General features: G+C 64.8%; 23 protein-coding genes. 12 read left to right on the plus strand and 11 right to left on the minus strand.

All coding sequences use genetic code 11. The annotated features are described in order from the left end of the window. Positions 1–87: 87 nt before the first annotated feature. Positions 88–789 (minus strand): Tim44/TimA family putative adaptor protein, encoded by a 702-nt coding sequence (locus QW845_RS07005; RefSeq protein ID WP_315800876.1) that lies wholly within the window; start codon positions 787–789, stop codon positions 88–90. A 384-nt stretch (positions 790–1,173) separates the two neighbouring features. Here QW845_RS07005 and secB point away from each other — a divergent pair, with 384 nt between their 5' ends. Beyond that, complete coding sequence (gene secB, locus QW845_RS07010; RefSeq protein WP_315800877.1) at positions 1,174–1,662, plus strand: protein-export chaperone SecB; 489 nt, start codon at positions 1,174–1,176, stop codon at positions 1,660–1,662. A gap of 60 nt (positions 1,663–1,722) precedes the next feature. Here the strand turns inward: secB and dnaQ are convergent, their stop codons facing one another. Genes dnaQ through QW845_RS07030 form a run of 4 tightly spaced genes read right to left on the minus strand, consistent with a single transcriptional unit; the run spans position 1,723 to position 4,574 of the window. Next, on the minus strand, positions 1,723–2,421 hold the full coding sequence (dnaQ, locus tag QW845_RS07015) for a DNA polymerase III subunit epsilon (RefSeq protein WP_315800878.1): 699 nt from the start codon (positions 2,419–2,421) through the stop codon (positions 1,723–1,725). A gap of 56 nt (positions 2,422–2,477) precedes the next feature. Beyond that, positions 2,478–3,077: a dephospho-CoA kinase gene (coaE, locus tag QW845_RS07020; protein WP_315800879.1), complete on the minus strand. Its 600-nt coding sequence runs from the start codon at positions 3,075–3,077 to the stop codon at positions 2,478–2,480. 37 nt (positions 3,078–3,114) lie between these two features. Then, on the minus strand, positions 3,115–3,723 hold the full coding sequence (locus tag QW845_RS07025) for a Maf family protein (protein WP_315800880.1): 609 nt from the start codon (positions 3,721–3,723) through the stop codon (positions 3,115–3,117). 11 nt (positions 3,724–3,734) lie between these two features. After that, complete coding sequence (locus QW845_RS07030) at positions 3,735–4,574, minus strand: pyruvate, water dikinase regulatory protein (protein ID WP_315800881.1); 840 nt, start codon at positions 4,572–4,574, stop codon at positions 3,735–3,737. A 415-nt stretch (positions 4,575–4,989) separates the two neighbouring features. Here QW845_RS07030 and hemJ point away from each other — a divergent pair, with 415 nt between their 5' ends. The 7 genes from hemJ to QW845_RS07065 all read left to right on the plus strand — a co-directional run bounded on the left by hemJ (position 4,990) and on the right by QW845_RS07065 (position 13,144). Next, entirely contained in the window at positions 4,990–5,412 is a 423-nt protein-coding gene (gene hemJ / locus QW845_RS07035; protein ID WP_315800882.1) for a protoporphyrinogen oxidase HemJ, read from the plus strand. 240 nt (positions 5,413–5,652) lie between these two features. Beyond that, positions 5,653–6,918, plus strand: coding sequence for a transcription termination factor Rho (gene rho, locus QW845_RS07040; RefSeq protein ID WP_315740414.1), 1,266 nt, complete (start codon positions 5,653–5,655; stop codon positions 6,916–6,918). Between the two features lie 163 nt (positions 6,919–7,081). Continuing rightward, positions 7,082–8,428, plus strand: a complete 1,347-nt coding sequence (gene mnmE, locus QW845_RS07045) for a tRNA uridine-5-carboxymethylaminomethyl(34) synthesis GTPase MnmE (RefSeq protein ID WP_315800932.1) — start codon at positions 7,082–7,084, stop codon at positions 8,426–8,428. Between the two features lie 232 nt (positions 8,429–8,660). Further along, the gene (gene mnmG, locus QW845_RS07050) at positions 8,661–10,538 is read left to right on the plus strand and encodes a tRNA uridine-5-carboxymethylaminomethyl(34) synthesis enzyme MnmG (protein ID WP_315800883.1); all 1,878 of its coding nucleotides are present in this window, start codon (positions 8,661–8,663) and stop codon (positions 10,536–10,538) included. Between the two features lie 12 nt (positions 10,539–10,550). Next, positions 10,551–11,210: a 16S rRNA (guanine(527)-N(7))-methyltransferase RsmG gene (rsmG, locus tag QW845_RS07055; RefSeq protein ID WP_315800884.1), complete on the plus strand. Its 660-nt coding sequence runs from the start codon at positions 10,551–10,553 to the stop codon at positions 11,208–11,210. A 34-nt stretch (positions 11,211–11,244) separates the two neighbouring features. Then, the gene (locus tag QW845_RS07060) at positions 11,245–12,096 is read left to right on the plus strand and encodes a ParA family protein (RefSeq protein WP_315800885.1); all 852 of its coding nucleotides are present in this window, start codon (positions 11,245–11,247) and stop codon (positions 12,094–12,096) included. Positions 12,097–12,247: 151 nt separating this feature from the next. Beyond that, positions 12,248–13,144: a ParB/RepB/Spo0J family partition protein gene (locus tag QW845_RS07065; RefSeq protein ID WP_315800886.1), complete on the plus strand. Its 897-nt coding sequence runs from the start codon at positions 12,248–12,250 to the stop codon at positions 13,142–13,144. Positions 13,145–13,632: 488 nt separating this feature from the next. On the opposite strand, the gene holA is transcribed toward QW845_RS07065, so the two are convergent. Genes holA through leuS form a run of 3 tightly spaced genes read right to left on the minus strand, consistent with a single transcriptional unit; the run spans position 13,633 to position 17,842 of the window. Continuing rightward, complete coding sequence (gene holA / locus QW845_RS07070) at positions 13,633–14,661, minus strand: DNA polymerase III subunit delta (RefSeq protein WP_315800887.1); 1,029 nt, start codon at positions 14,659–14,661, stop codon at positions 13,633–13,635. 18 nt (positions 14,662–14,679) lie between these two features. After that, positions 14,680–15,231, minus strand: a complete 552-nt coding sequence (gene lptE / locus QW845_RS07075) for an LPS assembly lipoprotein LptE (protein WP_315800888.1) — start codon at positions 15,229–15,231, stop codon at positions 14,680–14,682. Next, positions 15,218–17,842 (minus strand): leucine--tRNA ligase, encoded by a 2,625-nt coding sequence (leuS, locus tag QW845_RS07080; protein ID WP_315800889.1) that lies wholly within the window; start codon positions 17,840–17,842, stop codon positions 15,218–15,220. The genes lptE and leuS overlap by 14 nt, the downstream gene beginning before the upstream one ends. A 324-nt stretch (positions 17,843–18,166) precedes the next feature. Here leuS and QW845_RS07085 point away from each other — a divergent pair, with 324 nt between their 5' ends. After that, the gene (locus tag QW845_RS07085) at positions 18,167–19,153 is read left to right on the plus strand and encodes a GGDEF domain-containing protein (protein WP_315800933.1); all 987 of its coding nucleotides are present in this window, start codon (positions 18,167–18,169) and stop codon (positions 19,151–19,153) included. 20 nt (positions 19,154–19,173) lie between these two features. Here QW845_RS07085 and QW845_RS07090 read toward each other — a convergent pair whose 3' ends face one another. Continuing rightward, entirely contained in the window at positions 19,174–20,871 is a 1,698-nt protein-coding gene (locus QW845_RS07090) for a diguanylate cyclase domain-containing protein (RefSeq protein ID WP_315800890.1), read from the minus strand. 108 nt (positions 20,872–20,979) lie between these two features. Between QW845_RS07090 and QW845_RS07095 the strand changes: the two genes are divergently transcribed. Then, positions 20,980–21,666 (plus strand): YggS family pyridoxal phosphate-dependent enzyme, encoded by a 687-nt coding sequence (locus tag QW845_RS07095; RefSeq protein ID WP_315800891.1) that lies wholly within the window; start codon positions 20,980–20,982, stop codon positions 21,664–21,666. A gap of 24 nt (positions 21,667–21,690) precedes the next feature. Here QW845_RS07095 and QW845_RS07100 read toward each other — a convergent pair whose 3' ends face one another. Then, positions 21,691–22,476: a 2-keto-4-pentenoate hydratase gene (locus tag QW845_RS07100; RefSeq protein WP_315800892.1), complete on the minus strand. Its 786-nt coding sequence runs from the start codon at positions 22,474–22,476 to the stop codon at positions 21,691–21,693. 20 nt (positions 22,477–22,496) lie between these two features. Beyond that, positions 22,497–23,018 (minus strand): L,D-transpeptidase, encoded by a 522-nt coding sequence (locus QW845_RS07105; protein ID WP_315800893.1) that lies wholly within the window; start codon positions 23,016–23,018, stop codon positions 22,497–22,499. A 274-nt stretch (positions 23,019–23,292) separates the two neighbouring features. On the opposite strand from QW845_RS07105, the gene QW845_RS07110 reads away from it, so the two are divergent. Together QW845_RS07110 and QW845_RS07115 are read left to right on the plus strand one after the other, a co-directional pair. Then, positions 23,293–23,979 carry a response regulator transcription factor gene (locus QW845_RS07110; protein WP_315716813.1) on the plus strand — a complete coding sequence of 229 codons (687 nt, stop codon included), beginning with the start codon at positions 23,293–23,295 and terminating at the stop codon, positions 23,977–23,979. A gap of 66 nt (positions 23,980–24,045) precedes the next feature. After that, complete coding sequence (locus QW845_RS07115; protein WP_315716814.1) at positions 24,046–24,489, plus strand: cyclic nucleotide-binding domain-containing protein; 444 nt, start codon at positions 24,046–24,048, stop codon at positions 24,487–24,489. Positions 24,490–24,665 lie beyond the last annotated feature (176 nt).

Raw genomic sequence — 24,665 nt, forward strand, 5'->3', positions numbered from 1 at the left:
TGCGCCTCTTCACCCGCCTCACGCAGCCGGTCGACAACGGGAGCAGGCGATCTCCCAATGTAACGCCAGCGGCGGCAGCCTATTCCATCAATGGCTGCCGGTTCCGACCAGCTTCCAGTTCGGATCGCGCGAGCCGGTGTCGCGGGCGAAAGTCCAGATGTCGGTGATGTCGGCGACCTTGTCCGGATTGCCGTCGACGATGTTGCCGCCCTTGTCGCGTGTCACCGAGATCATCTGCGAGACGAAGCGCACCGTGACCTGCGCGGTGCGGTCGCGCAGCTCGGCGCCGACCAGTTCGGCGGTATCGATGGAGACGAAGCGGGTTTCGGTCTTCTGCTCCTGCTTCTCACGCTCCTTGATGACGGCGTCGAAACTCTCATAGACCTCGGACGACAACAGGTCGCGCAACGCGCGGCGATCGCCATTGGCAAACGCCAGCACGATCATCTCGTAGGCGCTGCGCGCGCCGGTCAGGAAATGGCGCGGATCGAACGAGGAGTCGTCGGCGACGATCGCATCGAGGCCACGGGCGAGCGGCGTGCCCGGCTCGGCCAGACCACGCCAGCGATCACCCGGCGCCGGCATCTCGCCGCCGGGGACCGCAGCCGAGGGGTCGATGGGCTTGTTGGGAACCGGCATGACGTGGTTGTCCTGCGCGCCCTGGACCGCGTTTCGGGCGGCATGATCGAACGGCGTCCGCTCGCTCCCGGTGCGCTGCCCGAGCACGGCGCGCAGGCGGATGAAGATGAAGACCGCCAGCGCCAGGAAGATGATGGTATAAATGTCCACGTCGTGTTCGCTTTCTGACTTGTCGAGCCGAACGCGGAGCCCGGCCACCGGGCACCCGTTCTACAGGATCCAGGTTAAGACCCGTGAATCCCTGGTCGACCCGGATGTAGTCATCGAATTGGGCCCGGCCAATGGCGCATTGTGGCGCGCCGATCCTAACCCTTTTCCCCCTCAAGGGGAAATCCGATCGGCCCCGGATTGGAACAGGGGAGGCCCGTCTCCGGTTCCCTCCGACGGCCGATGCGACAAATAGAGGCATACTGGCCGGATCGAGCGGTTGCTTCGGCCCTTGACGGCGTCGGTGGCTCGTCCTTGTGGAACAAGCCGGCCCTATGGTAGCCACGCGCCGCAACGACCCGCCCTTTTTGCCTGGAGAACACTGCGATGACCAACGGTAACGGCGCCACTCCCGACGCGGCTCCTCCTCCTCAACTGAACGTGCTGGCGCAATACATCAAGGATCTCTCGTTCGAGAATCCGAACGCTCCGCAGTCCCTGGCGCCGCAGGGCCAGCCGCCGCAGATCAACATCCAGATCAATGTCGGCGCCAATGCGCTGAATGACACCGAGTACGAGGTGACGCTGACAATCGAGGGCAAGGCCGAGAGCGGCAGCCAGGTGATGTTCAGCTTCGAGCTGGTCTATGGCGGCGTGTTCCGGCTGGTCAACATCCCGCGCGAGAACCTGTCGCCGATGCTGCTGATCGAATGCCCGCGCCTGCTGTTCCCGTTCGCCCGCGAGATCGTCGCCAACTCGGTGCGCGACGGCGGCTTCCCGCCCCTGATGCTGGACCCGGTCGATTTCGTCGGCCTGTACCGCCAGAACATGGAGCGTCAGGCCGCGGCCCAGGGCGGCCAGGTGCTGTCGAGCTGATCGTTTCGCTCTTTAAAAATTTGATGTTTGCAGGGCGTGATCCGCCGCCGATCGGGCGGATCACGTGCCGGCGAGAAACTCCATCCAGATCGGCTTGTCGCCGAGGGTAGCGATGAAGGCGCGATGTGCCTCTCGCTCCGCCTCCGTGACCCGCGGCGACAGCGGCTGCTCTCGCTGACGGCGCGGCGTCTCGCCGGCGGACCCGATGCGGATCTCCTGGCTGTCCTGGGTCAGGATCAGCTGCGACTGCCGCGCCCCGACCAGATCGACATAAACCTCCGCCAGCAGCTCGGCGTCGAGCAACGCGCCGTGCTTGGTCCGGCGTGAGTTGTCGATCGCATAGCGCGAGCAGAGGTCGTCGAGGCGGTTCGACACGCCAGGATGCTTGCGACGTGCGAGCAGCAGCGTATCGACCAGACGATCCCTGGGAATGGCCGCGCGCTTGACCCGGTCGAGCTCGGCATTGATGAAGCCGATATCGAACGAGGCGTTGTGGATCACCAGCGGGGCATCGCCGATGAACTCCAGGAACTCCTCGACGACCTCGTGAAACAGCGGCTTGTCGGCCAGGAACTCGCTCGACAGGCCGTGAACCGCGAACGCTTCCGCCGGCATGTCGCGTTCGGGATTGATGTAGCGATGGTAGACTTGGCCGGTGGGCATGCGGTTGATGATTTCGACACAGCCGATCTCGACGAGGCGGTCGCCGCGCAGGGCGTCGAGGCCGGTGGTTTCGGTGTCGAGAACGATCTCACGCATCTGATTTGATCCGTCTGACTTGATCCGTGGAAATTCCGCGCGGCCGGATTTGCGAATCAGCCCCGGCGCTGCGGCATTCTAACGACCTCCGCCAGGATGTCGCGGATGCGTGCCCGCACCGGATCGAGCCCGTGCGAGGTATCCACGACGAAATCGGCGCGCTTGCGCTTCTCGGCATCCGGCATCTGCCGTGCGAGCAGCGCATCGAGCGCTTCGTCCGTCATCGTGCCGCGCGCCAGGATGCGCTGACGCTGGATCTCGGGCGAGGTCGACACCACCACCACGGCATCGACGCGCTTGTCGCCGCCGGTCTCGAACAGCAAGGGGACATCAACAACGGCAACGGGCACGCCGGACTGCTCGGCGTCGTCGAGAAATTTCTGGTGGTAGTAGCGCAGCATCGGATGCACGATCGCCTCGAGCCGGCGGATCGCAGCGGGATCGCCGACGACCTTCGCCGACAGCCTGGCCCGATCCACCTTGCCGTCCACCGTGGTCCCGGGAAATTCGGCTTCGATCGCCGGCGCGGCTTCGGCTTCATAGACCTTATGAACGGTCGCGTCGGCGTCGTAGACCGGGACGCCGGCTTCGGCGAACAGCTTCGCGGTCGTCGACTTGCCCATGCCCATCGAGCCGGTCAGACCCAGCACTCTCATCCGCGGTCACTCCCCTTACGCGTGGCTGCGGTCGGCATCAGATCCTGAGCAGCTTCGCTTCGCGAAAATAGGCGAGCAGCGGCAACAGCGGCAGGCCGAGGATGGTGAAGTGATCGCCGTCGATCCGGTCGAACAGGTGCACCCCGAGCCCCTCCAATTGATAGGCGCCGACGCTGGATGTGACGGCGTCGCCGGCGGCATCGAGATAGGCGGCGATCTCGGCCTCAGAGAGGGCGCGCATCGTCATCCAGGCGACGGCGACGTGCGAAAACAGCACCTCGCCGTTGCGGACCACCGCGATGGCCGAGTGCAGCGCATGGGTGCGCCCGCCCAGCGCCAACAATTGCTGCATGGCATGCTGGCGGCCGGCCGGCTTGTTGAACATGCGCTCACCCAATGCGAGCGTCTGATCCGCGCCGACCACATAGGAATTGGGCCTGCTTGCCGAGACCGCAGCGGCCTTCGCATTGGCGAGGTGTAGCGCAATCTCGTAGGGCGCGACCAGGCCGGCTTCGGCCTGGACCGCGCGTTCGTCGATATCGGCCGGAAGCGCCTCACACGCGAGTCCTGCGTTCGCGAGCAGCATCCGCCGCGCGCGGCTCTGCGATGCCAGAATGAGAGGCTCGTCACTGCACCAGATGGACATTGATCCGCTCACTAGTCCGGAAGCCGCTGCCGCTGCCGGTCGGTATAGAGTTTCAGGATCGCGGCGGCCGTCTCCTCGATCGAGCGCCGCGTCACGTCGAGCATGACCCAGTTGAACTTCGCACTGAGCTTGCGTGCATAGGCGACCTCGTCGGTCACCGACTGCTTGTCGACATAGTTCTCATTGCCGGATTCCGCACCCATGCTGAGCAGGCGATTCTGCCGCACCTGGATCAGCCGCTCCGGGGTCGCATGCAGGCTGACGACCAGCGGCTTCTTCAATGTCTCGAGCTGGTGCGGGATCGGAATGCCCGGGACCAGCGGCACGTTGGCTGTGCGCACGCCGCGGTTGGCGAGATAGATCGAGGTCGGAGTCTTCGACGTCCGGCTGACGCCCACCAGCACCACCTCAGCGTCTTCGAGGCCGTCGACCATTTGCCCGTCATCGTGGAGCATCGTGTAGTTCAGCGCATCGATGCGGGCGAAATATTCGGCATTGAGCACGTGCTGCGCACCGACGCGGCCGGCGGTCGACGCGCCGAGATAGGCCTCGAACAGCTGCATCACCGGACCGATGATCGACAGGCTCGGAATGTTGATCTGCTGGCACTTGCCTTCGAGCCGGCTGACCAGGTCCTTCTCGAGCAGGGTGAACAGCACGATGCCCGGCGCTTCCTCGATCTCGTCGAGCACGCGGTCGAGCTGCTTCTGGCTCCGCACCAGCGGGTACACGTGCTCGACCGGGGTCACGTTGGTGTATTGCGCGGCGACTGCTCGCGCGACCGTGATCAGGGTTTCGCCCGTCGAGTCGGAAACCAGATGCAGGTGAAAATAGTTGCCGGTGCTGGGCATCAAATCCTTAACGATCTGTGAATCCCTGTGAAGGATGGGACCAAAAAGCAGCCGCCGACCGCGCCCCTTTGGATAACCCCGATTCTTCTGCACATGGTCGCCGTCCGGGACAACGCCAAGCCGCAGGCCGATGATATCGGGACGACGTTCGTTTGTCTCTGGATAAGCTGTCGACGGATTTCGGCAAGCGTTTGAATCGCATTGAACTCTGGAGCGATCCGGCGGGCGCGGCTCGCATGTTGAGGAATGTGAACAAGCTGCGGGCAGACTGCGGATGACATTTCATGAGTCCAATCCACCGCTACCTAGACTCAAACCTTAAGATTCTAAAATTATTTGGTTTGGAGGGGACTGAGCGAGCGGATATGTCTCAGCACGCAAGCTTATCGCTGCCTGAGAGGACCGCGCGTTTCCGATGTATGAGTGGATCAAGGCCCTTCACGTCATCGCTGTCATCGCGTGGATGGCCGGCATGCTGTATCTGCCGCGGCTGTTCGTCTATCATTGCGAGGCCGAGATCGGCTCGAAGCAGTCCGAGACGTTCAAGGTTATGGAGCGGCGCCTGCTGAAGGCGATCATCAATCCGGCGATCACCGTGACTTGGCTTGCCGGACTCTATCTGGTCTGGGCCGGCCACTGGTATACCAGCGGTTGGTTTCATGCAAAATTTCTCCTGGTGCTGATCATGTCGGGAGTCCACGGACTGTTCACCCGCTGGGTCAGGGAATTCGGCGCCGACAAGAACACCCGGAGCCAGAAATTCTACCGCTATGTCAATGAGGTACCGACGGTGCTGATGATCGGCATCGTGATTCTCGTGATCGTCAAGCCGTTCTGACCGTTTCCCAGGGAATACCGCTCCGCTGCAGATGCCTTGCAGACGACGGCGCGATTTTCTATATTGTAAATATCCCACCCCACGCAGGCGGATGTGGTTGCGTTCCGGCTTGACCGGCCGCCGCATCAGGTCTGGTGCCTCATCGGCGCCAACCTTGCTCAGACCTGCGGACCTCATTTTCGTCCGCCTTCCCACAGCCACCTCGCATCCCTCCCAAGTCGCTTCCACAGGACCACCCCAATGCGGGAAATCAAACTACAGGACCTCAAATCAAAGACGCCGGCCGAGCTCGTCTCCTTCGCGGAGGAAAACGGGGTCGAGAACGCCAGCACGATGCGCAAGCAGGAGCTGATGTTCGCCATCCTCAAGCAGCTCGCCATCCAGGAAATCGACATCATCGGCGAGGGCGTCGTCGAGGTGCTTTCCGATGGCTTCGGCTTCCTGCGCTCGCCCGATGCCAACTACCTGCCGGGTCCCGATGACATCTACGTCTCGCCCTCGCAGATCCGCCGCTTCGGGCTGCGCACCGGTGACACCATCGAGGGACACATCCGCAGCCCGAAAGAGGGCGAGCGCTATTTCGCGCTGCTCAAGGTCAACACGCTGAACTTCGAGGATCCCGAGAAGTCCAAGCACAAGGTCAATTTCGACAATCTCACGCCGCTGTTTCCGGACGAGCGCTTCCGGCTCGAGCTCGAGGATCCGACCCGCAAGGATCTGTCGCCACGCGTGATCGACATCGTCGCGCCAATCGGCAAGGGCCAGCGCGCGCTGATCGTCGCGCCGCCGCGCACCGGCAAGACGGTGCTGATGCAGAACATCGCGCACTCGATCACGGCCAATCATCCCGAGTGCTACCTGATCGTGCTGCTGATCGACGAGCGTCCGGAAGAAGTCACGGACATGCAGCGCTCGGTGAAGGGCGAGGTCGTGTCCTCGACCTTCGACGAGCCGGCGGCCCGTCACGTCCAGGTCGCGGAAATGGTGATCGAGAAGGCCAAGCGCCTGGTCGAACACGGCCGTGACGTCGTCATTCTCCTGGACTCGATCACCCGCCTCGGCCGCGCCTACAACACTGTCGTGCCGTCATCCGGCAAGGTGCTGACCGGCGGTGTCGACGCCAACGCGCTGCAGCGGCCGAAGCGCTTCTTCGGTGCCGCCCGCAACATCGAGGAAGGCGGCTCGCTGACGATCATCGCCACCGCGCTGGTCGACACCGGCAGCCGCATGGACGAGGTCATCTTCGAAGAGTTCAAGGGCACCGGCAACTCCGAGCTCATCCTCGACCGCAAGGTCGCGGACAAGCGGACCTTCCCGGCGATCGACATCGCCCGGTCCGGCACCCGCAAGGAAGAGCTCATCACCGAGCCGCAGAACCTCAAGAAGATGTACGTCCTCCGCCGCATCCTCAATCCGATGGGCACCATGGACGCAATCGACTTCCTGCTCGACAAGCTCCGCAGCACCAAGAGCAATGCCGAGTTCTTCGAATCCATGAATACCTGATTGGACCACGGTCTCGATCTGGACAGGGGCGCTCTTCGGAGCGCCCTTTTTGTTTGCGGGACTGTATCAGGCGCGGGCGCCACCGCTCGTTGGCGGCATCCGACGTAAAGCATGCCGCTGCAAACCGATTGTGTTTCGCTGCCGGCAAGCCCAACTGAGGATGATGCATCCTCACGATCAGACCATCTTTGCATTGTCCTCGGGACGGCTGCCGAGCGCGATTGCGATTGTCAGACTCTCTGGCTCACATGCGGGATCAGCCCTTCGGCTGCTGGCGGGAAGATTGCCGGTGCCGAGGACTGCAACACGCGCCTTGTTGCGCGAAGGCGGTGGCGAAGCGATCGACGATGCCGTGGTGCTGTGGTTTCCCGGACCCGCAAGCGCCACCGGCGAGGATGTCGCCGAGCTGCACGTCCATGGCAGCCGGGCCGTCATCGCGGCGGTGTTCTCGCTCCTCTCGACGATGCCGCAGATGCGCCCTGCGGAGCCGGGCGAGTTCACGCGGCGCGCGTTCGAGAATGGCAAGATCGATCTGACCGAAGCCGAGGGGCTCGACGATCTCATTCACGCCGACACCGATCGCCAGCGGCGCCAGGCGTTGCAGCAGTTGAAGGGCCTGCTGGGCGACAAGGCGCGGAGCTGGCGTGAGCAGATCATCGAAGCTGCGGCGCTGATCGAAGCCGGGATCGACTTTGCCGATGAAGGCGATGTGCCGGCCGAACTGATGGCGCCGGCGCTGTCCCGGATCGAACGGCTCCTGGCGGAGATCGAGACCGTTCTGACGGCGCAGGGCCGGGCGGAGCGGCTGCGTGACGGCCTGACGGTCGTGATCGCCGGACCTCCGAACGCCGGCAAGTCGACATTGATGAACCAACTGGCCCGGCGTGAAGTGGCGATCGTCTCGCCCCATGCCGGCACGACGCGCGACGTCATCGAGGTTCAGCTCGATCTACAGGGCTATCCCGTCACGGTGATCGACACTGCGGGGATCCGGGAGACGGACGATCCCGTGGAGCAGGAAGGCGTGCGGCGGGCCCGCGATCGGGCGGCGCAGGCCGATCTCGTGCTGTGGCTGTCCGAGGATGATCGGGCGGATCGGGCGGAGGCAGAGCGTCGAACCGGGGTGCCTGTCTGGCTGATCCGCAACAAAATCGACCTGCCGGCCCCCCAGGCGAGAGCTGCAGCGTCGGTGCAAAGCGCGGATCGGGTTTTTGCGATCTCGGCGAGAACCGGAGCAGGCTTGTCCGAACTGCTGGAGGCCCTGATCGGCTTCGCTGGTGACTTCTTTGGATCGACCGAGAGTGGCCTGATCACGCGAGAACGGCAACGAACCCTGCTCGAGGAGACCGCGGCCGCACTTCGCCAGAGCATTGCGGCCGTAGATCTCGGGGAGGAGCTCGCCGCGGAGGAGCTGCGGATCGCCGCCCTCGCGCTCGGGCGCCTCTTGGGGCGGGTTGACATCGAGGATGTGCTGGACGTGATCTTTCGCGAGTTCTGTATCGGCAAGTAGCGACGGCAACGGTCGGCGCGACAGATATACTTAATGAAGCGTTGCTTGGTTAACGGACCCTCAACTGTTTCACGTGAAACAGGGACGGAACTCTTTGCGACGTTTCACGTGAAACAAGTTCCGATCTCACAGGGGGTGCTGTTTCACGTGAAACGTCCTCGCCTTGGTCATCGGCGAATGTTTCACGTGAAACGTCTTCCGAGCGTTGTCTGCAAGCGTTAGATAAGCCCCCATGATCCAGCATCTGACATCCTACGACGTCATCGTCATCGGTGGCGGCCACGCCGGCTGTGAAGCTGCAGCGGGTGCGGCGCGCATGGGCGCCCGGACCGCACTGATCACCCATCAGTTCGCGACAATCGGGGCCATGTCCTGCAATCCGGCCATCGGAGGTTTGGGGAAAGGACATCTGGTTCGCGAAGTTGATGCTCTCGACGGCTTGATGGGCCGCGTCGCCGATGCCGGCGGCATCCAGTTTCGGGTTCTGAATCGCCGGAAGGGACCGGCCGTTCGAGGCCCGCGCGCCCAGGCCGATCGCAAGCTTTATGCCGCAGCAATGCAGTCGGCGATCCGGGAGACCGCGAACCTTTCTGTGATCGAAGGCGAGGCGGACGAACTGATCGTCACGGACGGCCGGGTCACGGGCGTGCGGCTGGCCGACGGCCGGACCTTTGTCTGTGCTGCTGTAGTCATCACGACCGGCACGTTCCTCCGTGGTCTGATTCACCTCGGTGAGCGGACCTGGCCGGCGGGCCGGGTCGGCGAAGCCCCGGCGCTGGGACTCTCCCAGTCCCTCGAAGCCATCGGATTTCGTCTCGGCCGGCTCAAGACCGGGACCCCACCGCGTCTGGATGGATCGACGATCGACTGGACAGCAGTCGAGATGCAGCCCGGCGACGATCCGCCGGAGCCGTTCTCCGTCCTGACCGATAAGATCACCACCCCGCAGATCCAATGCGGCATCACCCGGACGACGACCGCGACCCATGAGGTGATCCGCGCCAATGTCCATCGCTCGCCGATGTACTCCGGGCAGATCAAGTCGACCGGGCCGCGCTATTGTCCCTCGGTCGAGGACAAGATCGTCCGCTTCGGTGATCGCGACGGCCACCAGATCTTCCTGGAGCCGGAAGGACTCGACGACACGACGGTCTACCCGAACGGCATCTCGACCTCGCTGCCAGAAGAGGTTCAGCTCGCGCTGCTGCCGACCATCCCGGGTCTCGAGCGGGTCCGGATGATCCGGCCCGGCTATGCGATCGAGTATGACCACGTCGATCCGCGTGAGCTCGAGCCGACCCTCCAGACCAGGCGGATGAAGGGTCTATTCCTGGCCGGTCAGATCAACGGCACGACCGGGTATGAGGAGGCCGCGGCTCAAGGTCTGGTCGCCGGCCTCAATGCGGCGCTGGCCGCAGGCGGCGGCGCGCCGGTCGTGTTTGATCGCGCCGACGGTTATCTCGGGGTGATGATCGATGACCTGGTCACGCGAGGGATCACCGAGCCGTATCGGATGTTCACCTCTCGCGCCGAGTATCGGCTGACGTTGCGGGCGGACAATGCGGACCAGCGGCTGACCGACAAGGGCATCGCACTCGGCTGTGTCGGCAATGAGCGTGCGTGTTTCCATCGAAGCAAGATGGATGCGTTGGAGGCTGCCCGTTCGCTGGCGAGGTCGCTGACGATCACGCCCAACGAGGCGGCTAAGCATGGCCTCACGCTCAACAAGGATGGCCAGCGCCGCTCGGCCTTCGAGCTGATGGCCTATCCGGAGATCGGCTTCTCCGAGGTGAGGGTGATCTGGCCGGAGCTCGGCGCGATCGATGCCGCCATCGCCGCCCATCTCGAGATCGATGCCAAATATGATGTCTATGTCCGCCGCCAGAGCGACGACGTCGATGCCTTCCGGCGCGACGAGGGATTGGTGCTCGGCGACATCGACTATGCGCTCGTTCCGGGTCTTTCCAATGAGGCGCGGGCGAAGCTGGCGGCTGCCAGGCCCTGGACGATCGGGCAGGCGGGCCGGATCGACGGCATGACGCCGGCGGCGCTCGGAATTCTCGCGGCCTATCTTCGCCGCGAAGCGCGTCGCAGCAAGGCCGCGGTCTGAAGGGCGTTTCACGTGAAACAGGCAGTGGCGTCCAAGGTGATTGAATCCGACAAGGCGGCTGCGCTCGCCTTGACGCCCGTTTCACGTGAAACGGAGCAGCGCCTCGATTGCTATGTCTCCCTGCTGTTGGAATGGCAGGCGAAGACGAATCTCGTCGCGCCCTCGACCTTGCCGCATCTCTGGACCCGGCACATTTCGGATTCGCTGCAGCTTCTCGATCTCGCGCCCGACGCCCGGATCTGGGTCGATCTCGGCAGCGGCGGCGGGCTTCCGGGCGTCGTCCTCGCCTGCGCGCTGGCCGAGCGGCCCGGCGCCCAGGTCCATCTGGTTGAGCGCATCGCCAAGAAGGCGGCGTTCCTGCGCGAAGCAATTCGCGTCACCGGTGCTCCGGGGATCGTGCATTTGTCAGAGATCGGGGATATCGTGGAGAAGTGGAGTGGGCGAGTCGATTGCGTGACCGCACGCGCGCTGGCTCCGCTACATCAACTCATCGGCTTTGCGGAGCCCCTGGTGAAAAGAGGCGCGAAAGCGCTGTTTCTCAAGGGTCAAGATGTAGAAGCGGAATTGACCGAATCTACTAAGTATTGGAAAATTGAGCCGAAACTTCATTCCAGCCGGACGGGCGGGCAGGGCTGGATCGTCGCAATCGATTGCATCGAGCGACAGAGCTGAATTCCGTCAAGACGACAACCAATGGCGATCGCGCATGGCCGTAATTGATCAGATTTATCAAGAAGATAGGGCTCCTCACCCGGAGGGGCATCCGCGCATCCTGGCGCTCGCCAACCAGAAGGGCGGGGTTGGCAAGACCACGACCGCGATCAATCTCGGCACGGCGCTGGCCGCGATCGGCGAGCGCGTGCTGATCGTCGACCTCGATCCGCAGGGCAATGCCTCGACCGGGCTCGGCATCGACCGTGGCAGCCGCAACTGCTCGACCTATGACGTGCTGATCGGCGAGGCCTCGCTGCGCGACGCCGTCGTTGCGACGGCCGTGCCACGGCTGCACATCGCCTCCTCGACGATGGACCTGTCGGGTCTGGAGCTCGAGCTCGGCTCCAGCGCCAACCGCGCCTTCCGTCTGCGCGACGCGATCGCCGGTCTCAACAACAACGTCTCGCCGGAGAACGACTACACCTACGTGCTGGTCGATTGCCCGCCGTCGCTGAACCTGCTGACCGTCAATGCGATGGCCGCGTCGGATGCGATCCTGGTGCCGCTGCAGTGCGAGTTCTTCGCGCTCGAAGGTCTGTCGCAATTGCTGCAGACCGTGGAGCAGGTGCGCTCGACCCTGAACCCGAACCTGTCGATCCACGGCATCGTGCTGACGATGTTCGACTCGCGCAACAACCTGTCGAACCAGGTGGTCGCCGACGTCCGTCAGTTCATGGGATCGAAGGTCTACAACACGATGATCCCGCGCAACGTGCGCATCTCGGAAGCACCGTCCTACGGCAAGCCGGTGCTGGTCTACGATTTGAAGTGCGTCGGCAGCGAGGCCTATCTGAAGCTCGCCACCGAGGTCATTCAGCGCGAGCGTGACCTGCGCACGAACTGACCTTGCCTCTGCTCCGGGGACATCGTCGCCCGGATCTCATTCGAGGACGGCAGCGGATCCGGTCAGGATCCGCTCCCTCGTTCATTGTGCCGACGGGACTGATCGGCAGCAGACGCAAGCGGAGCGTGACGTGAATCCAAAGGAGAAGGCGATGGCCGACGAGTCGCGATCGCGATTGGGCCGGGGTCTCGCAAGTCTGATCGGCGACGTCGGCCGCGAGGCCGGCGCGCCGCCGGAGCGGCCGCGCAATCAGCGCAAGGTGCCGATCGAGTTCCTCAAGCCCAACCCGCGCAACCCGCGCAAGACGTTTTCCGACGGCGAGCTCGCCGAGCTCTCGGCCTCGATCAAGCAGCACGGCGTGATCCAGCCGATCGTGGTGCGTCCGGTGAAGGGCCAGCACGACCGCTACGAGATCATCGCTGGCGAGCGGCGCTGGCGCGCCTCGCAGGCCGCCGGCCTGCACGAGGTGCCGATCGTTCCGGTCGATGTCAGCGACAGCGATGCGCTGGAGCTCGCGATCATCGAGAACGTGCAGCGCGAGGATCTCAATCCGATGGAGGAGGCGCAGGGCTATCACGCGCTCGCCAACGAGTTCAAACGCAACCAGGAAGACATCGCCAAGATCGTCGGCAAGAGCCGCAGCCACGTCGCCAACATGATGCGGCTGACCAAGCTGCCGGCCGAGGTGCAGGGCTTCATCGCGACCGGGCAGATCTCGGCCGGTCATGCGCGCGCGCTGATCAATCTGCCGGATCCGATGTCGGCGGCGAAGAAGATCATCGCGGAAGGATTGAACGTCCGGCAGACCGAGGCGCTCGCGCATGAAGAGGGCGTGCCGGAGCGCAAGCCGCAGAAGCCGCGCAGCGCTGGAGGCAGCGCGACGGCGGAGAAGAAGGACGCGGACACCATCGCGCTGGAGAAGCGCGTCGGCGATGCGCTCGGCCTTTCCGTGTCGATCAGCCACCGCGATCCCGGCGGCACGGTGCAGATCACCTATCGCAGCCTGGAGCAGCTCGACGAGGTGATGCGTCGGTTGGAGCAGGGTTAGATGTGAGTTGGCGGCGCTGCTCGCGTCGCCGTAGCCGCGCCCGGGGCCTGCGTCGTCTCCTGTTCGTTTGTTGCTCCACTCTCACCTCTCGTCATGGCCGGGCTTGATCCGGCCATCCATCTTTTGCGGCAACTTCTTCCGAAGAGGATGGATGCCCGGGTCAAGCCCGAGCATGACGAGCTACTAACTGGAAAGAGCTTCTCAACTAACGACGACGCGTGCGATCGTCTGTCCTGATCGCGATTGCCCAAGGCGATTTCCCAAGGCGATTTCTCAGCTCTCTCCTCCGTCTTTCCAGGGCGTGCGCAACACGAACCCGGAATCCATTTTACGGCAGATGTTGTGGCCCGATGGATTCCAGGCTTGCCCTGCGGGCCCCCCGGAATGACGGCGGAGGTTGCAGAGCGGTCGCGGATCCCGACGGCCTGAAGAGTCGACTCGGCCTGAAGCCCGCGACGCCGCCCTCAGCGCGGCCGCGTCTCGCGCCACTACCCCTTCCGCCGCGCGGCCACCGCGATCGACAACAATGTCCGCTGCGCGATCGCCGCTGCGAGCCCCGGCTGCTTGCGCATGTCGAGCGCAGCCGTCGCCAGCTGGTCGATGATCGGCAGCAGCCGGGCAGGGGAGAAATTGCGCAGTGCGACTTCCGCGCTCGGCTTGCGCGAGAAGTGCAGCCGGGGGAAGCCGCCTTCGAGGATGGACGAGACCGGCGTGCCGGAAGCGACGGCGAGCGCCGATTTGTGCAGCCATGCCGCATGTCGCTGCGCAGCGGAGATGATGACGCCGGGATAGGTGCCGGCGATCATCGCCTTGCCGAACTCGGTCTCGACAATTTCGGGCTTGCCGCCGAAGGCGCCGTCAACGATCGGGTCGAGCTTCATCTCCGAGGCGTCCGCGACCACGGCCATCACATGGTCGAGCGTCACCTCGCCTTCGCCATGGGCGAACAGGGTCAGCTTGCGCAGCTCGTTGCGCGAGGCCTGGCGGTCGCCCCCGAGCAGCGCCATCAGATAGGCGCGAGCGTCGGGCGCGATGCGCAGGGCCGCGATGCGCAATTCGTCGTCGATCAGCTTGGCGAGATCGCGCTCGGTGTCCGGGTAGCAGCCGATCGCGACCGCCGTTCTGGCCTTCTCGCAGATCTTGCGCAGTGGCGAATCGGGGCGGATGTCGCCGGCCTCGATCACGATGCGGCAATCCCGCACGTTCATCTCGCTGAGCGTCTCGACGCCGCTGGCGAAATTGCGCGACCCGGCGCGGACTCGGATGGCTCGCCGGCCGCCGAACAGCGGCACGGTCATGGCTTCGTCGACGAGGCGCGACGGCTCCGCGGCGAGTTCGTCACCATCGAGCCTGACCACGGAGAACGGATCATCGGGGTTGTCGACGGCCGAAGCGATAAGCGCCTCGGCGCGTTCGCGAACCAGGCCCGTATCCGGTCCGTACAACAGGATCAGCGGACGCGCGGCGTCCGGTTTGGCCAGGAAGGCATCGATGTCTCGTCCGCGCAGCGCGACCACGGCGATGTCAGCCGTGCGTCAGGTGCCCGCGGTGAAATAGGCCGCGAGCCGGGTCTTGATCTTCTCGGCGACCTCCTCGGACGCGCGATCCTCGGCGTCACGGAAGGCCCGCTGCCGGGCGAAGCGCTGGTACGAGCCGGGGATGTCGTAGGAGGTGCGCGCGAAGGTCGTTCCGGTCATGACCGACTTGTTGGTCGCCAGCTCGACCAGATTGTACTGCACGTCGAGGCCGACATTCTCGGTGGTCGGCAGGCCGGTGGTCTGCGAGACGATCAGCGAGGACCGGCTGGTCTGCAATCGCAGCACCAGCTTGTGGGTCGGCGCCGTGCCGGTTGCGGTGCCGTACAGCTTGAAGGCGAGCGCGTTGCGGATGCCGACGCCGATGCGCGCCTCGGGCGAGGCGTTCGGCTTGTCGACCGGCGGCAGCTCGATGCCGGCAAGCTTTTCACGCAGGCCGGGCGTGCCGTCGGTATGCTCCGCATACATCGGCTGGAAGCAGCCTGCCGTCAGCGCGGCCAAAGCGGCCACGGCAACAAGCCGAGCAGCGATCCGAAACCTAGCCGACGACATTCACGATCCTCTTGGGAACAATGATCACCTTGCGGACGGGTTTGCCATCCAGCGCCAGTTTTACTGCATCGAGGGCCAAAACGGCAGCCTCAATTTCCGGATTCTGCGCGTTGCTGGCGACTGTGACTTCTCCGCGCTTCTTGCCGTTGACCTGGACGACTAGGCTCATGCTGTCCTCAACCAGCAAATCTCGTTCGATTTGCGGCCAGGACGCCTCCGAGATCAGCCCAGTGTGGCCCAGCACCTGCCAGCATTCCTCGGCCAGATGCGGCATCATCGGCGAGAAAAGCTGCACCAGGATCCCCGCAGCCTCGCGAATCGCCCAGGCCAGGTCGGGGGCCGGCTTGGCCGGCCGCGCCAGGACGTCGGCCAGCGCGTTGGCGAATTCGCGGATATGCGCCAGGCAGACGTTGAAGTGCAGCCGCTCGATGCCGCCGGTCACCTTGTCGAGGGCGCCGTGGGCCGCCTTGCGTAGCGCCAGCGCGTCGGCGCCGAAGGCGGCGGGACGGGGGGAGGGGGTTTCGGCGGACGCCGCGACCGATTCGTTGACCAGCCGCCAGAGACGCTGGACGAAGCGCGCCGCGCCCTGCACCCGCTCGTCGCTCCAGATCACGTCGCGGTCCGGCGGCGAGTCCGACAGCATGAACCAGCGCGCGACGTCGGCGCCGTAGCTCTCGATGATGTCGTCGGGGTCGACCGTGTTCTTCTTCGACTTCGACATCTTCTCGATCGGGCCGATCGTGATGTCCTCGCCGGTCGCGCTCAGCACCGCGCGGCGGCCATTGCCGCCAACCTCGATCTTGACCTCGGCCGGGTTCACATAAGTGCCGTCGGCCTTCTGGTAGGTCTCGTGCACCACCATGCCCTGCGTGAACATGCCCGCGAACGGCTCGTCCATGGCGACGTGCCCGGTGGCCTTCATCGCGCGGGTGAAGAAGCGGCTGTAGAGCAGATGCAGGATCGCGTGCTCGACGCCGCCGATATACTGGTCGACCGGCATCATCCGGTTGGCCACCGCCGGCGTGGTCGGCGAGGTCTCGTTCCACGGATCGGTGAAGCGCGCGAAGTACCAGGACGAGTCCACGAAGGTGTCCATGGTATCGGTTTCGCGCAACGCCTTGCCCCCGCATGTCGGGCAAGTGACGTGCTTCCAGGTCGGATGGTGATCGAGCGCATTGCCTGGCTTGTCGAAGCTGACGTCGTCCGGCAGCACCACCGGAAGGTCCTTCGCCGGTACCGGCACGACGTCGCACTTGGCGCAGTGGATCACCGGGATCGGACAGCCCCAGTAGCGCTGCCGGGAGATGCCCCAGTCGCGCAGGCGGAAATTGACCTGGCGCTCGCCGACGGCAGCGCCGCCACGCTGCTCGGTCTCCAGCCGTTTGGCGACCTCGTCCTTGGCCTGCGCGATCGTCATGCCGTCGAGGAAGCGCGAATTGATCAGCCGGCCGTCGCCGTCGAAGGCGGTGTCGGTGATGACGAAGCTCGCCGGGTCCTGGCCCTCGGGGCAGACCACCGGGACATTGCCGAGGCCGTATTTGTTGACGAAGTCGAGGTCGCGCTGGTCGTGCGCCGGACAGCCGAAGATGGCGCCGGTGCCGTATTCCATCAGCACGAAGTTCGCGACATAGACCGGCAAGGTCCAGCTCGGGTCGAACGGGTGCACGGCGCGGATGCCGGTGTCGAAGCCCTGCTTCTCCGCGGTGTCGATCGCCTCCTGCGCGGTTCCGATCCGCTTGATCTCGGCGATGAACGCGGCGAGCTCCGGGTTCTTGGCGGCCGCGGCTTGCGCCAGCGGATGGTCCGCCGAGATCGCCATGAACTTGGCGCCGAACAGCGTGTCGGGCCGCGTCGTGAAGATCTTCAATTCGGTCTCGCCCGCCGGCGTCGTCTTGGGATCCAGCGCAAAGCGGATCAACAGGCCTTCGGAGCGGCCGATCCAGTTCCGCTGCATCAGCCGGACCTTGTCGGGCCAGCGGTCGAGACCATCGAGCGCGTCCAGCAGCTCCTGCGAGTACTTCGTGATCTTGAACACCCACTGGTTCATCTCACGCTGTTCGACCACCGCACCGGACCGCCAGCCGCGGCCGTCGATGACCTGCTCGTTGGCGAGCACGGTCATGTCGACCGGATCCCAGTTGACCTTGCGCTGCTCGCGCTCCACCAGCCCGGCTTGCATGAAGTCGAGGAACATCTTCTGCTGGTGCTTGTAGTAGGACGGATCGCAGGTCGCGAATTCGCGCGCCCAGTCGAGCGACAGGCCGATCGAGCGCAGCTGCTTCTTCATCGCGGCGATGTTGTCGTAGGTCCATGCCTTCGGCGCGACCTTGCGCTCGATCGCGGCGTTCTCCGCCGGCAGGCCGAACGCGTCCCAGCCCATCGGATGCAGCACGTTGAAGCCCTTGGCGCGCATGAAGCGCGCCAGCACGTCGCCGAGCGTATAATTACGGACATGGCCGATATGGATGCGTCCCGACGGATAGGGAAACATCTCGAGTACGTAGTATTTCGGACGCGGATCGTCGTTCCTGGTGGCGAAGATCGCCTTCTCGTCCCACTGGCGCTGCCAGCGCGGCTCGGCTTCACGGGCGTTGTAGCGTTCGGATGTCATGGAATCGCTTATAATTTTCGAGGATTCGCGTCGTTTGAAGACGGCGGACTAGGCCACAAAAGCGGCAGCCCGGTCAATGGGGCGACAGATGATGATACCATTTTGGGCATCCGCTAAGCGACGGTAATCGCGAGTTTTTTTGCAGCCTCCGCCGGCTGTGTCGAAGGTCCGATTGAGGCACGGTTAAGACTTGAATGGGAGACTGAGTGCATACATCCAGGCATCAGCCCGCATCTGGGATCACTCCACATCGTGTCCGGCGCTACGTTCGACGAGCTTGACTTCGAGTACGCGACGACGGTCGCGGAAAAGGCCATGAAATCCATGGCTCAACAGCGCGTGCCACCGACGCCTAACAACTTCCATCTGTGGTTCAAGTACTCACTGGGCTCGGCGTCGGATCTCAAGCGCGCCGTCGACATCCTGGTCAGCAACAAGCGCAAGTTCGACAAGACCACCAACCAGGCGCTGTTCGACACCTATATCGGCCAGCAGGGTACGGAAGCGGCTGTCGTCCACAAAGTCTCGCAGCAGTTGCATGGCGTGATGGACTCCGCCAAGCAGTATCTGACGGCCGCGATCGCCGACAACCGCACGCACATGGCGGCGATCGATGGCGTCGCCGAACGCAGCGAGCAGGGTGTCGATCCGAAGATCCTGATCGAGAACCTGGTCAGTGAGCTCGCCCAGGCAACCGCGCGTGCGGCGAAACTCGAAGCGAGCTTTGCCGAGAAGTCACGCGAGCTCGACACCATCCGGGACTCGCTCAACAAGTCGGAGCAGCGCGCCCGCACCGACACGCTGACCGGATTGCCGAACCGGCGCGCGCTCGAAGAGTTCTTCCGCCATGCACAGGTCGAGGCGATGGAGCGCGACGAACCGCTCAGCATTCTCCTGATCGACGTCGACCACTTCAAGAAGTTCAACGACAATTACGGCCATGGCGTCGGCGATCAGGTGCTGCGCCTCGTCGCCAAGGCATTGCGCGAGCGCGTCCGCGACAAGGATCTTCCGGCGCGCTACGGCGGCGAGGAACTGATCGCGGTGCTGCCGCAGACCGACCTCGAAGGTTGCACCGTCATCGCTGAGCGCATCCGGCGCACCATCGCCGACTGTCAGTTCACGCGGCGCTCGACCGGCGAGGTGCTGCCGCAGATCACGGTGTCGATCGGCGTCGGCCAGTTCCAGTTCGGCGAATCGATGGCTGATCTGATCGACCGTTGCGACCGCTCGCTGTATCTCGCCAAGAAGCTCGGCCGAAACCGCGTGGTCACCGAGCTCGAGCTCGACCGGAAGCTCGCGGTCGGCTGATCGCTGGCCGCGGCGCAGCCCTATCCGGCGCGTGCCACGCCGCTCCTGTCATCCGCGACATCCGCGAAGCCATGCGCGATGACCGTGTTGCGGCCGCGATGCTTGGCCGCATAGAGCGCGGCATCGGCGGCTTCGATCAGGTCGGAGGGCATCAGCGACTCGTTCGGCCGGGTCGAGGCGACACCGACGCTCACGGTGACGCATCGATGCGCCGACGTCGCGTGCGGCAGCTCGAGCTCCAGCACCGTGGCGCGCACCTGCTCGCCGACCGCGAGCGCCTCTCTCGCACCCATGCCCGGCAGCAACAGGCAGAACTCCTCACCACCATAGCGGCCGGCGAAAGCCGTCATTGCACCGGCGATCTGCGACAGCGTCTCGCCGAGACGTGACAGGCAGGCGTCGCCCTCAGGGTGCCCATAGGTGTCGTTGTAGAGCTTGAAGTGGTCGACGTCGATCATCAGCAGCGACAGCTCGGTGCCGGCCTGCTGCGCGCGGCTCCATTCGACGTCGATGCGGTTCTGGAAGCCGCGGCGGTTGGCGAGGCCCGAGAGCATGTCGATCGACGCCATCACCGTCAGCCGGTCATTGGCGGCGACCAGCTCGCGCTCGCGCTGGCCGAGTTTGGCGGCCATCGCATTGAAGGACTTTGCCAGCGGAACGAACTCCGACGGCAGATGCTTGGTGGTGACGCGCGCCGACCAGTGGCCGTGGCCGAAGCGCTTGGCGGTCGCGGCGAGCATGCTGACGGGCTTCACGATCAGCTTCTCGGCGGCGATCAGCGCGCCGAGCAGCACGATCAGGCAGACGAGGCCAGCCTGCAGATAGGCATTGCGGATCTCGCGGTCGATGGCGGCGGTGACGCGCGTCTCATCGATGCTGACGATCAGCCGCGAGCCGGTGTCGGCGATCCGGGTGAAGGTGATCGCGCGCTTGGAGCCATCCGCCGCCGTGAAACTCATCGTCTCGGACGGCTTGCCCGAGCTCAGCGCGGTCTCGGCAACGGCCGACAACAACGGCACGCTGTCGAGCGGCCGGCCGATCAGCTCGGTGCGGTCGGCGGGCGCCGCCAGCACGGTTCCCTCGCTGTCGATCAGCACCGCCGTGATGCCGGGACGGCCGCCAAGATTGCTCATGATCTTGGACATCCATTCCAGGTTCACGCTCGCCAGCATCACCGCGTCCGGCTCGCCGGTGATGGCGCCGACCGGATAGGCGGCCATGACGATCGGCACGTGCGACGGTTTCGACAGCAGGTAGTCGCTGAACACGAAATCACGTGATTCCTGGGCGCCACGGAAATATGGCCGGTCGCTGAAATCGAGCCCGACATATTGGTTGTTGGTCGAACACTGGATGCGGCCGTCGCGGCCGGCGATCATCAGGGTGCGGATCCACGGCAGGGTCGCCGGCAGGCTGGCGCGCATCATGTCGCAGCTGCGGCTCACGCCGGTGCTCGACGCCCGGACATAGGCCGTCGATTTCAGCACCGTCTCCACCGACATGATGACCTCGCGCTGCATGTCGGCGCTCTGCCGGGCGAGGCTGGAGAATTCCTCCGATGCGAGCGCGATCTGCCTTGTCCTGGCGCCTTCCAGCGAGCGCGCACGTTCCAGCATCAGCGGCGCCACCAGGATCAGGGCGAGCAGCGCCAGCCGGGCGCGGATCCCCATCAGCCGGTTCAGCTTCACTCTATTGCGATTGAACCGGATGCTTGGCATTTCTTCCCCCTACCCCCGGCCGTGGAGGGTAAGGAGAAGGGCTCAAGAACCTTTTCTCGAACTGCGTAAAATTGCAGCCAAACCCGTAATCTACCGACGGACGCCATCGTGCCTGATGAATCGAACGCCTCAACCTCGTCCTCGCCGTCCGCGCTCGCCGCCGTCGAGCAGGAGATTCTGCGGGCCTGCCGCGACGCCAAACGTGATCGCGGCTCGGTCACGCTGATCGCCGTGTCGAAGACCTTCGATGCCGACGCGATCGAGCCGGTGATCGCGGCCGGACAGCGCGTGTTCGGTGAAAATCGCGTTCAGGAAGCCAAAGCCAAATGGCCGCCGCTGATGGCCGCGCATCCGGGACTCGCGCTGCACCTGATCGGGCCGCTGCAATCCAACAAGGCCAAGGAGGCGGTGGCGCTGTTCGACGCCATCCATTCGGTGGACCGGCCGAGCCTGTGCGTGGCGCTTGCCAAGGAGATTTCTGCCCAGGGCCGGCATCCGCAACTGTTCATCCAGATCAACACCGGCGAGGAGCCGCAGAAGGCGGGCATCGCGCCCGGCGACGCCGACGCCTTCATCGCCGCCTGCCGCACGGATTACGGGCTCACGATTTCAGGGCTGATGTGCATTCCGCCGGTCGACGAAGCACCCGGGCCGCATTTCGCGCTGACCGCCAAGATCGCCGCCCGCAACGGCCTCGCGCATCTGTCGATGGGCATGAGCGCCGATTTCGCCATCGCCATCCAGTTTGGCGCCACGCATGTCCGTGTCGGCTCGGCGATCTTCGGGCATCGCTGAAGAGGGCGCGGTCGCGGCAGGTCCCTACTCGAACCGCACCGATACCTGCCCCAGATCGCCGAAATCGGCCTCCATGTGGTCGCCGCTGTCGATCGGCAGCGGCGGATGACAGGTGCCGGTCGTGATCACCTGCCCTGCCCGCGCAGGCACGCCGAGCGCGCTGAGCTCGTTGACCAGCCAGGCCAGCGCGATCAGCGGATCACCGAGCACGTTGCGGCCGTGGCCGATGAAGGTCTCGCCACGCAGCGCGATGCGCGGCCGCTCCGCGATCAGGTCGCGGCTGCGCCAGTCGGCGGTGCTGGCCTCGCCCAGCACGAACAGATGCGCGCAGGCATTGTCGGCGATCAGTTGCGCCTCGCCGGCACTGACGAAGTCGGCGAACCGCGAATCGGGAATTTCGATCGCGGGGTGCAGCGTGTCGACCGCGGCCAGCACCTCCGCGACATTATAGGGTGTCGGCCGGGGCGGCAGATCGCATCCGAGGCGGAAGGCGAATTCCGGCTCGGCGACCCGCATCGCGTTGCCGGCCATCGACGCGGTGCCGCCGACCGGCAGCACCGTTTCGGCCAGGATTCGCCCGGCCATCGGACCGGCGACATTGATATGGCGCTGGCCGGCCTCGCTGGTCGCCGCAATCTTCCAGCCAAATAGCGGCTTGGGCGAGTGGCGCTCGAGCTCGGCCTGGATCGCATAGCCCTCTGCGCGGTCGTGTGGACGCAGCTCCGGCGGCAGCGCCGCCAGCTTCCGGCCTTCGCTCCAATGCTGGCGCAGGATGCCCGAGGCGCTGGCTGGCTGATCCGGTGCGCGCATGACGTCGTCCTCCTTATCCATTATTGGATGACGATCCTGGTGCGCGGGCCGATCCTTTGCAACAGACGCAGCATCGCCGGTCGGGTCATGGCCACGCAGCCTGCGGTCGGGCCGAAATTCGGCCGCGCCAGATGCAGGAACACGGCGCTGCCGCGGCCCGCGATCCGCGGTCGCGCGTTGTGATCGATCTCGATGATGAAGTCGTAGAGATGGTCCTGGCGCGCCAGCCGGTCCCCGGGCCGGTCGCCGCGCAGCCGGATCGCCCGATTGTAGTGCCGGTCGGCCGGGTCCTCGCACCAGGCGTCCTCCGGACCGATCCCTCGGATCGGAAGAAAGGTCCGCGGACGCGGATGACGATCGGCCCGCCACCACAGCTGCCGGGGCCGGAAGGTCCCCCGGGGGGTGCCACCATCGCCCTCGCGCTTGTTGGCCAGGACGCCGCCGCGGCCGAGCGCCACCGGGATGACATGGCCCCAGACATGGAGCCGGCCGCGCTGCCGCGACCCGGCTTTGGTGCGAATCGAGATTCGCGATGCTGGCATGCCAGGCTTCACCTTCGATAACGACATGAAACAACGTGCCTTTTCATTGCCACGGATTGCCCGGTAATTGCCTTAATGTCGGCAAATGGTCCGCCGCGAGGGTCGAACAGGACAATCATCTCAATCCCTGCTCAATTCTGGAGTAGAGTCCCGGGCGCTTGTGAATCGGTAACCGCCCCCTACTTCAAGACGGAACAGGGCTGATGAGCCTGTTTGCCCACCGTTGACGGCGCCACCCATCCGATCCCGCCGGCGCCACCTAGAGGATTGTACAATGGCCAATGCCCGCAAGATCCTGATCGTGGATGACGACACCGATCTGCGCGATGCCCTGATGGAGCAGCTCTCGCTGCATGACGAGTTCGAAGCCCAGGCCGTCGATACCGGCGCCAAAGGCGCCACCGCCGCAAAGGCCAATTCACCCGACCTGGTTCTGATGGATGTCGGCCTGCCCGACACCGATGGCCGCGAAGTGGTGCGGTCCCTGCGCAAGGGCGGCTTCAAGGCGCCGATCATCATGCTGACTGGGCACGATACCGATTCCGATACGATTCTCGGGCTCGAATCCGGCGCCAACGACTATGTCGCCAAGCCCTTCCGCTTCGCCGTGCTGCTGGCCCGCATCCGGGCCCAGCTGCGCCAGCACGAGGCCAGCGAGGACGCGGTGTTCTCGGTCGGTCCCTACAGCTTCCGGCCGGGCTCGAAGATGCTGACCGGCGCCAATGCCCGCAAGGTCCGCCTGACGGAGAAGGAAACGGCGATCCTGCGCTTCCTGTACCGCGCCGGCCAGCAGCCGGTGTCGCGCGAGACCCTGCTCCAGGAGGTGTGGGGCTACAATTCCGGCGTCACCACCCACACCTTGGAAACGCACATTTACCGTCTGCGGCAGAAGATCGAGAAAGATGCCGCGAATCCGGAGATTCTGGTGACGGAGGCCGGTGGCTACAAGTTGGTACCGTGATAGGTTCGGGGATGGCGGTTTCGCCATTTATGATATTGGTTCCATTCAGCCTTCCCCGGGCCCTTGATGTCGATCGAAGACGATATTGCGCTATTGGAGCGCGTCCCAACATTGCGCCTGCTGGGAAGCGACTCACTTCGCATGATCGCCATCGGCTCCGAGCAGCGTAACATCCAGAGCGGCGAGACCCTGTTCCGCGAGGGCGACACGGCCGATTGCGGCTATGTCGTCCAGCGCGGGTCATTGCGCATCAGCGACGAGGTCGGTGCCGAGATCGTCGCGACGCCGACCATGCTGATCGGCGAGCTGGCGCTGCTGGTCGAGATGCGGCGTCCGGCGACCGCGACGGCCCTGGAATATTCGACCGTGGTGCGGATCTCGCGCAGCCTGTTTCAGCGTGTGCTGGAGAGCGACGCCAAGGCTGCGCGCCGGCTGCGCGACGAGTTCGCCCACCGCGCCAGCCGAATCGCCAACGACATCATGGCGGCCGGGGCCAAGCTGACGTCGTGACGGGGCTGGCGGCCGCCCGAGGTCTACGCGGACCTCTTGCCGATGCAGCACGATCGTCTCGCTTGAGTTTGGCTCCTTCCCCGCCGTCATGGCCGGGCTCGTCCCACGGCTGTCCGGTTCAGACAGACTGGACATGGTGCATGGCGTGGATTCTTCTGCGGTCTTGAGCATCGCCA

It is taken from the genome of Bradyrhizobium sp. SZCCHNS3002, assembly GCF_032377435.1.
In the GTDB taxonomy this organism is placed as follows: Bacteria; Pseudomonadota; Alphaproteobacteria; order Rhizobiales; family Xanthobacteraceae; genus Bradyrhizobium.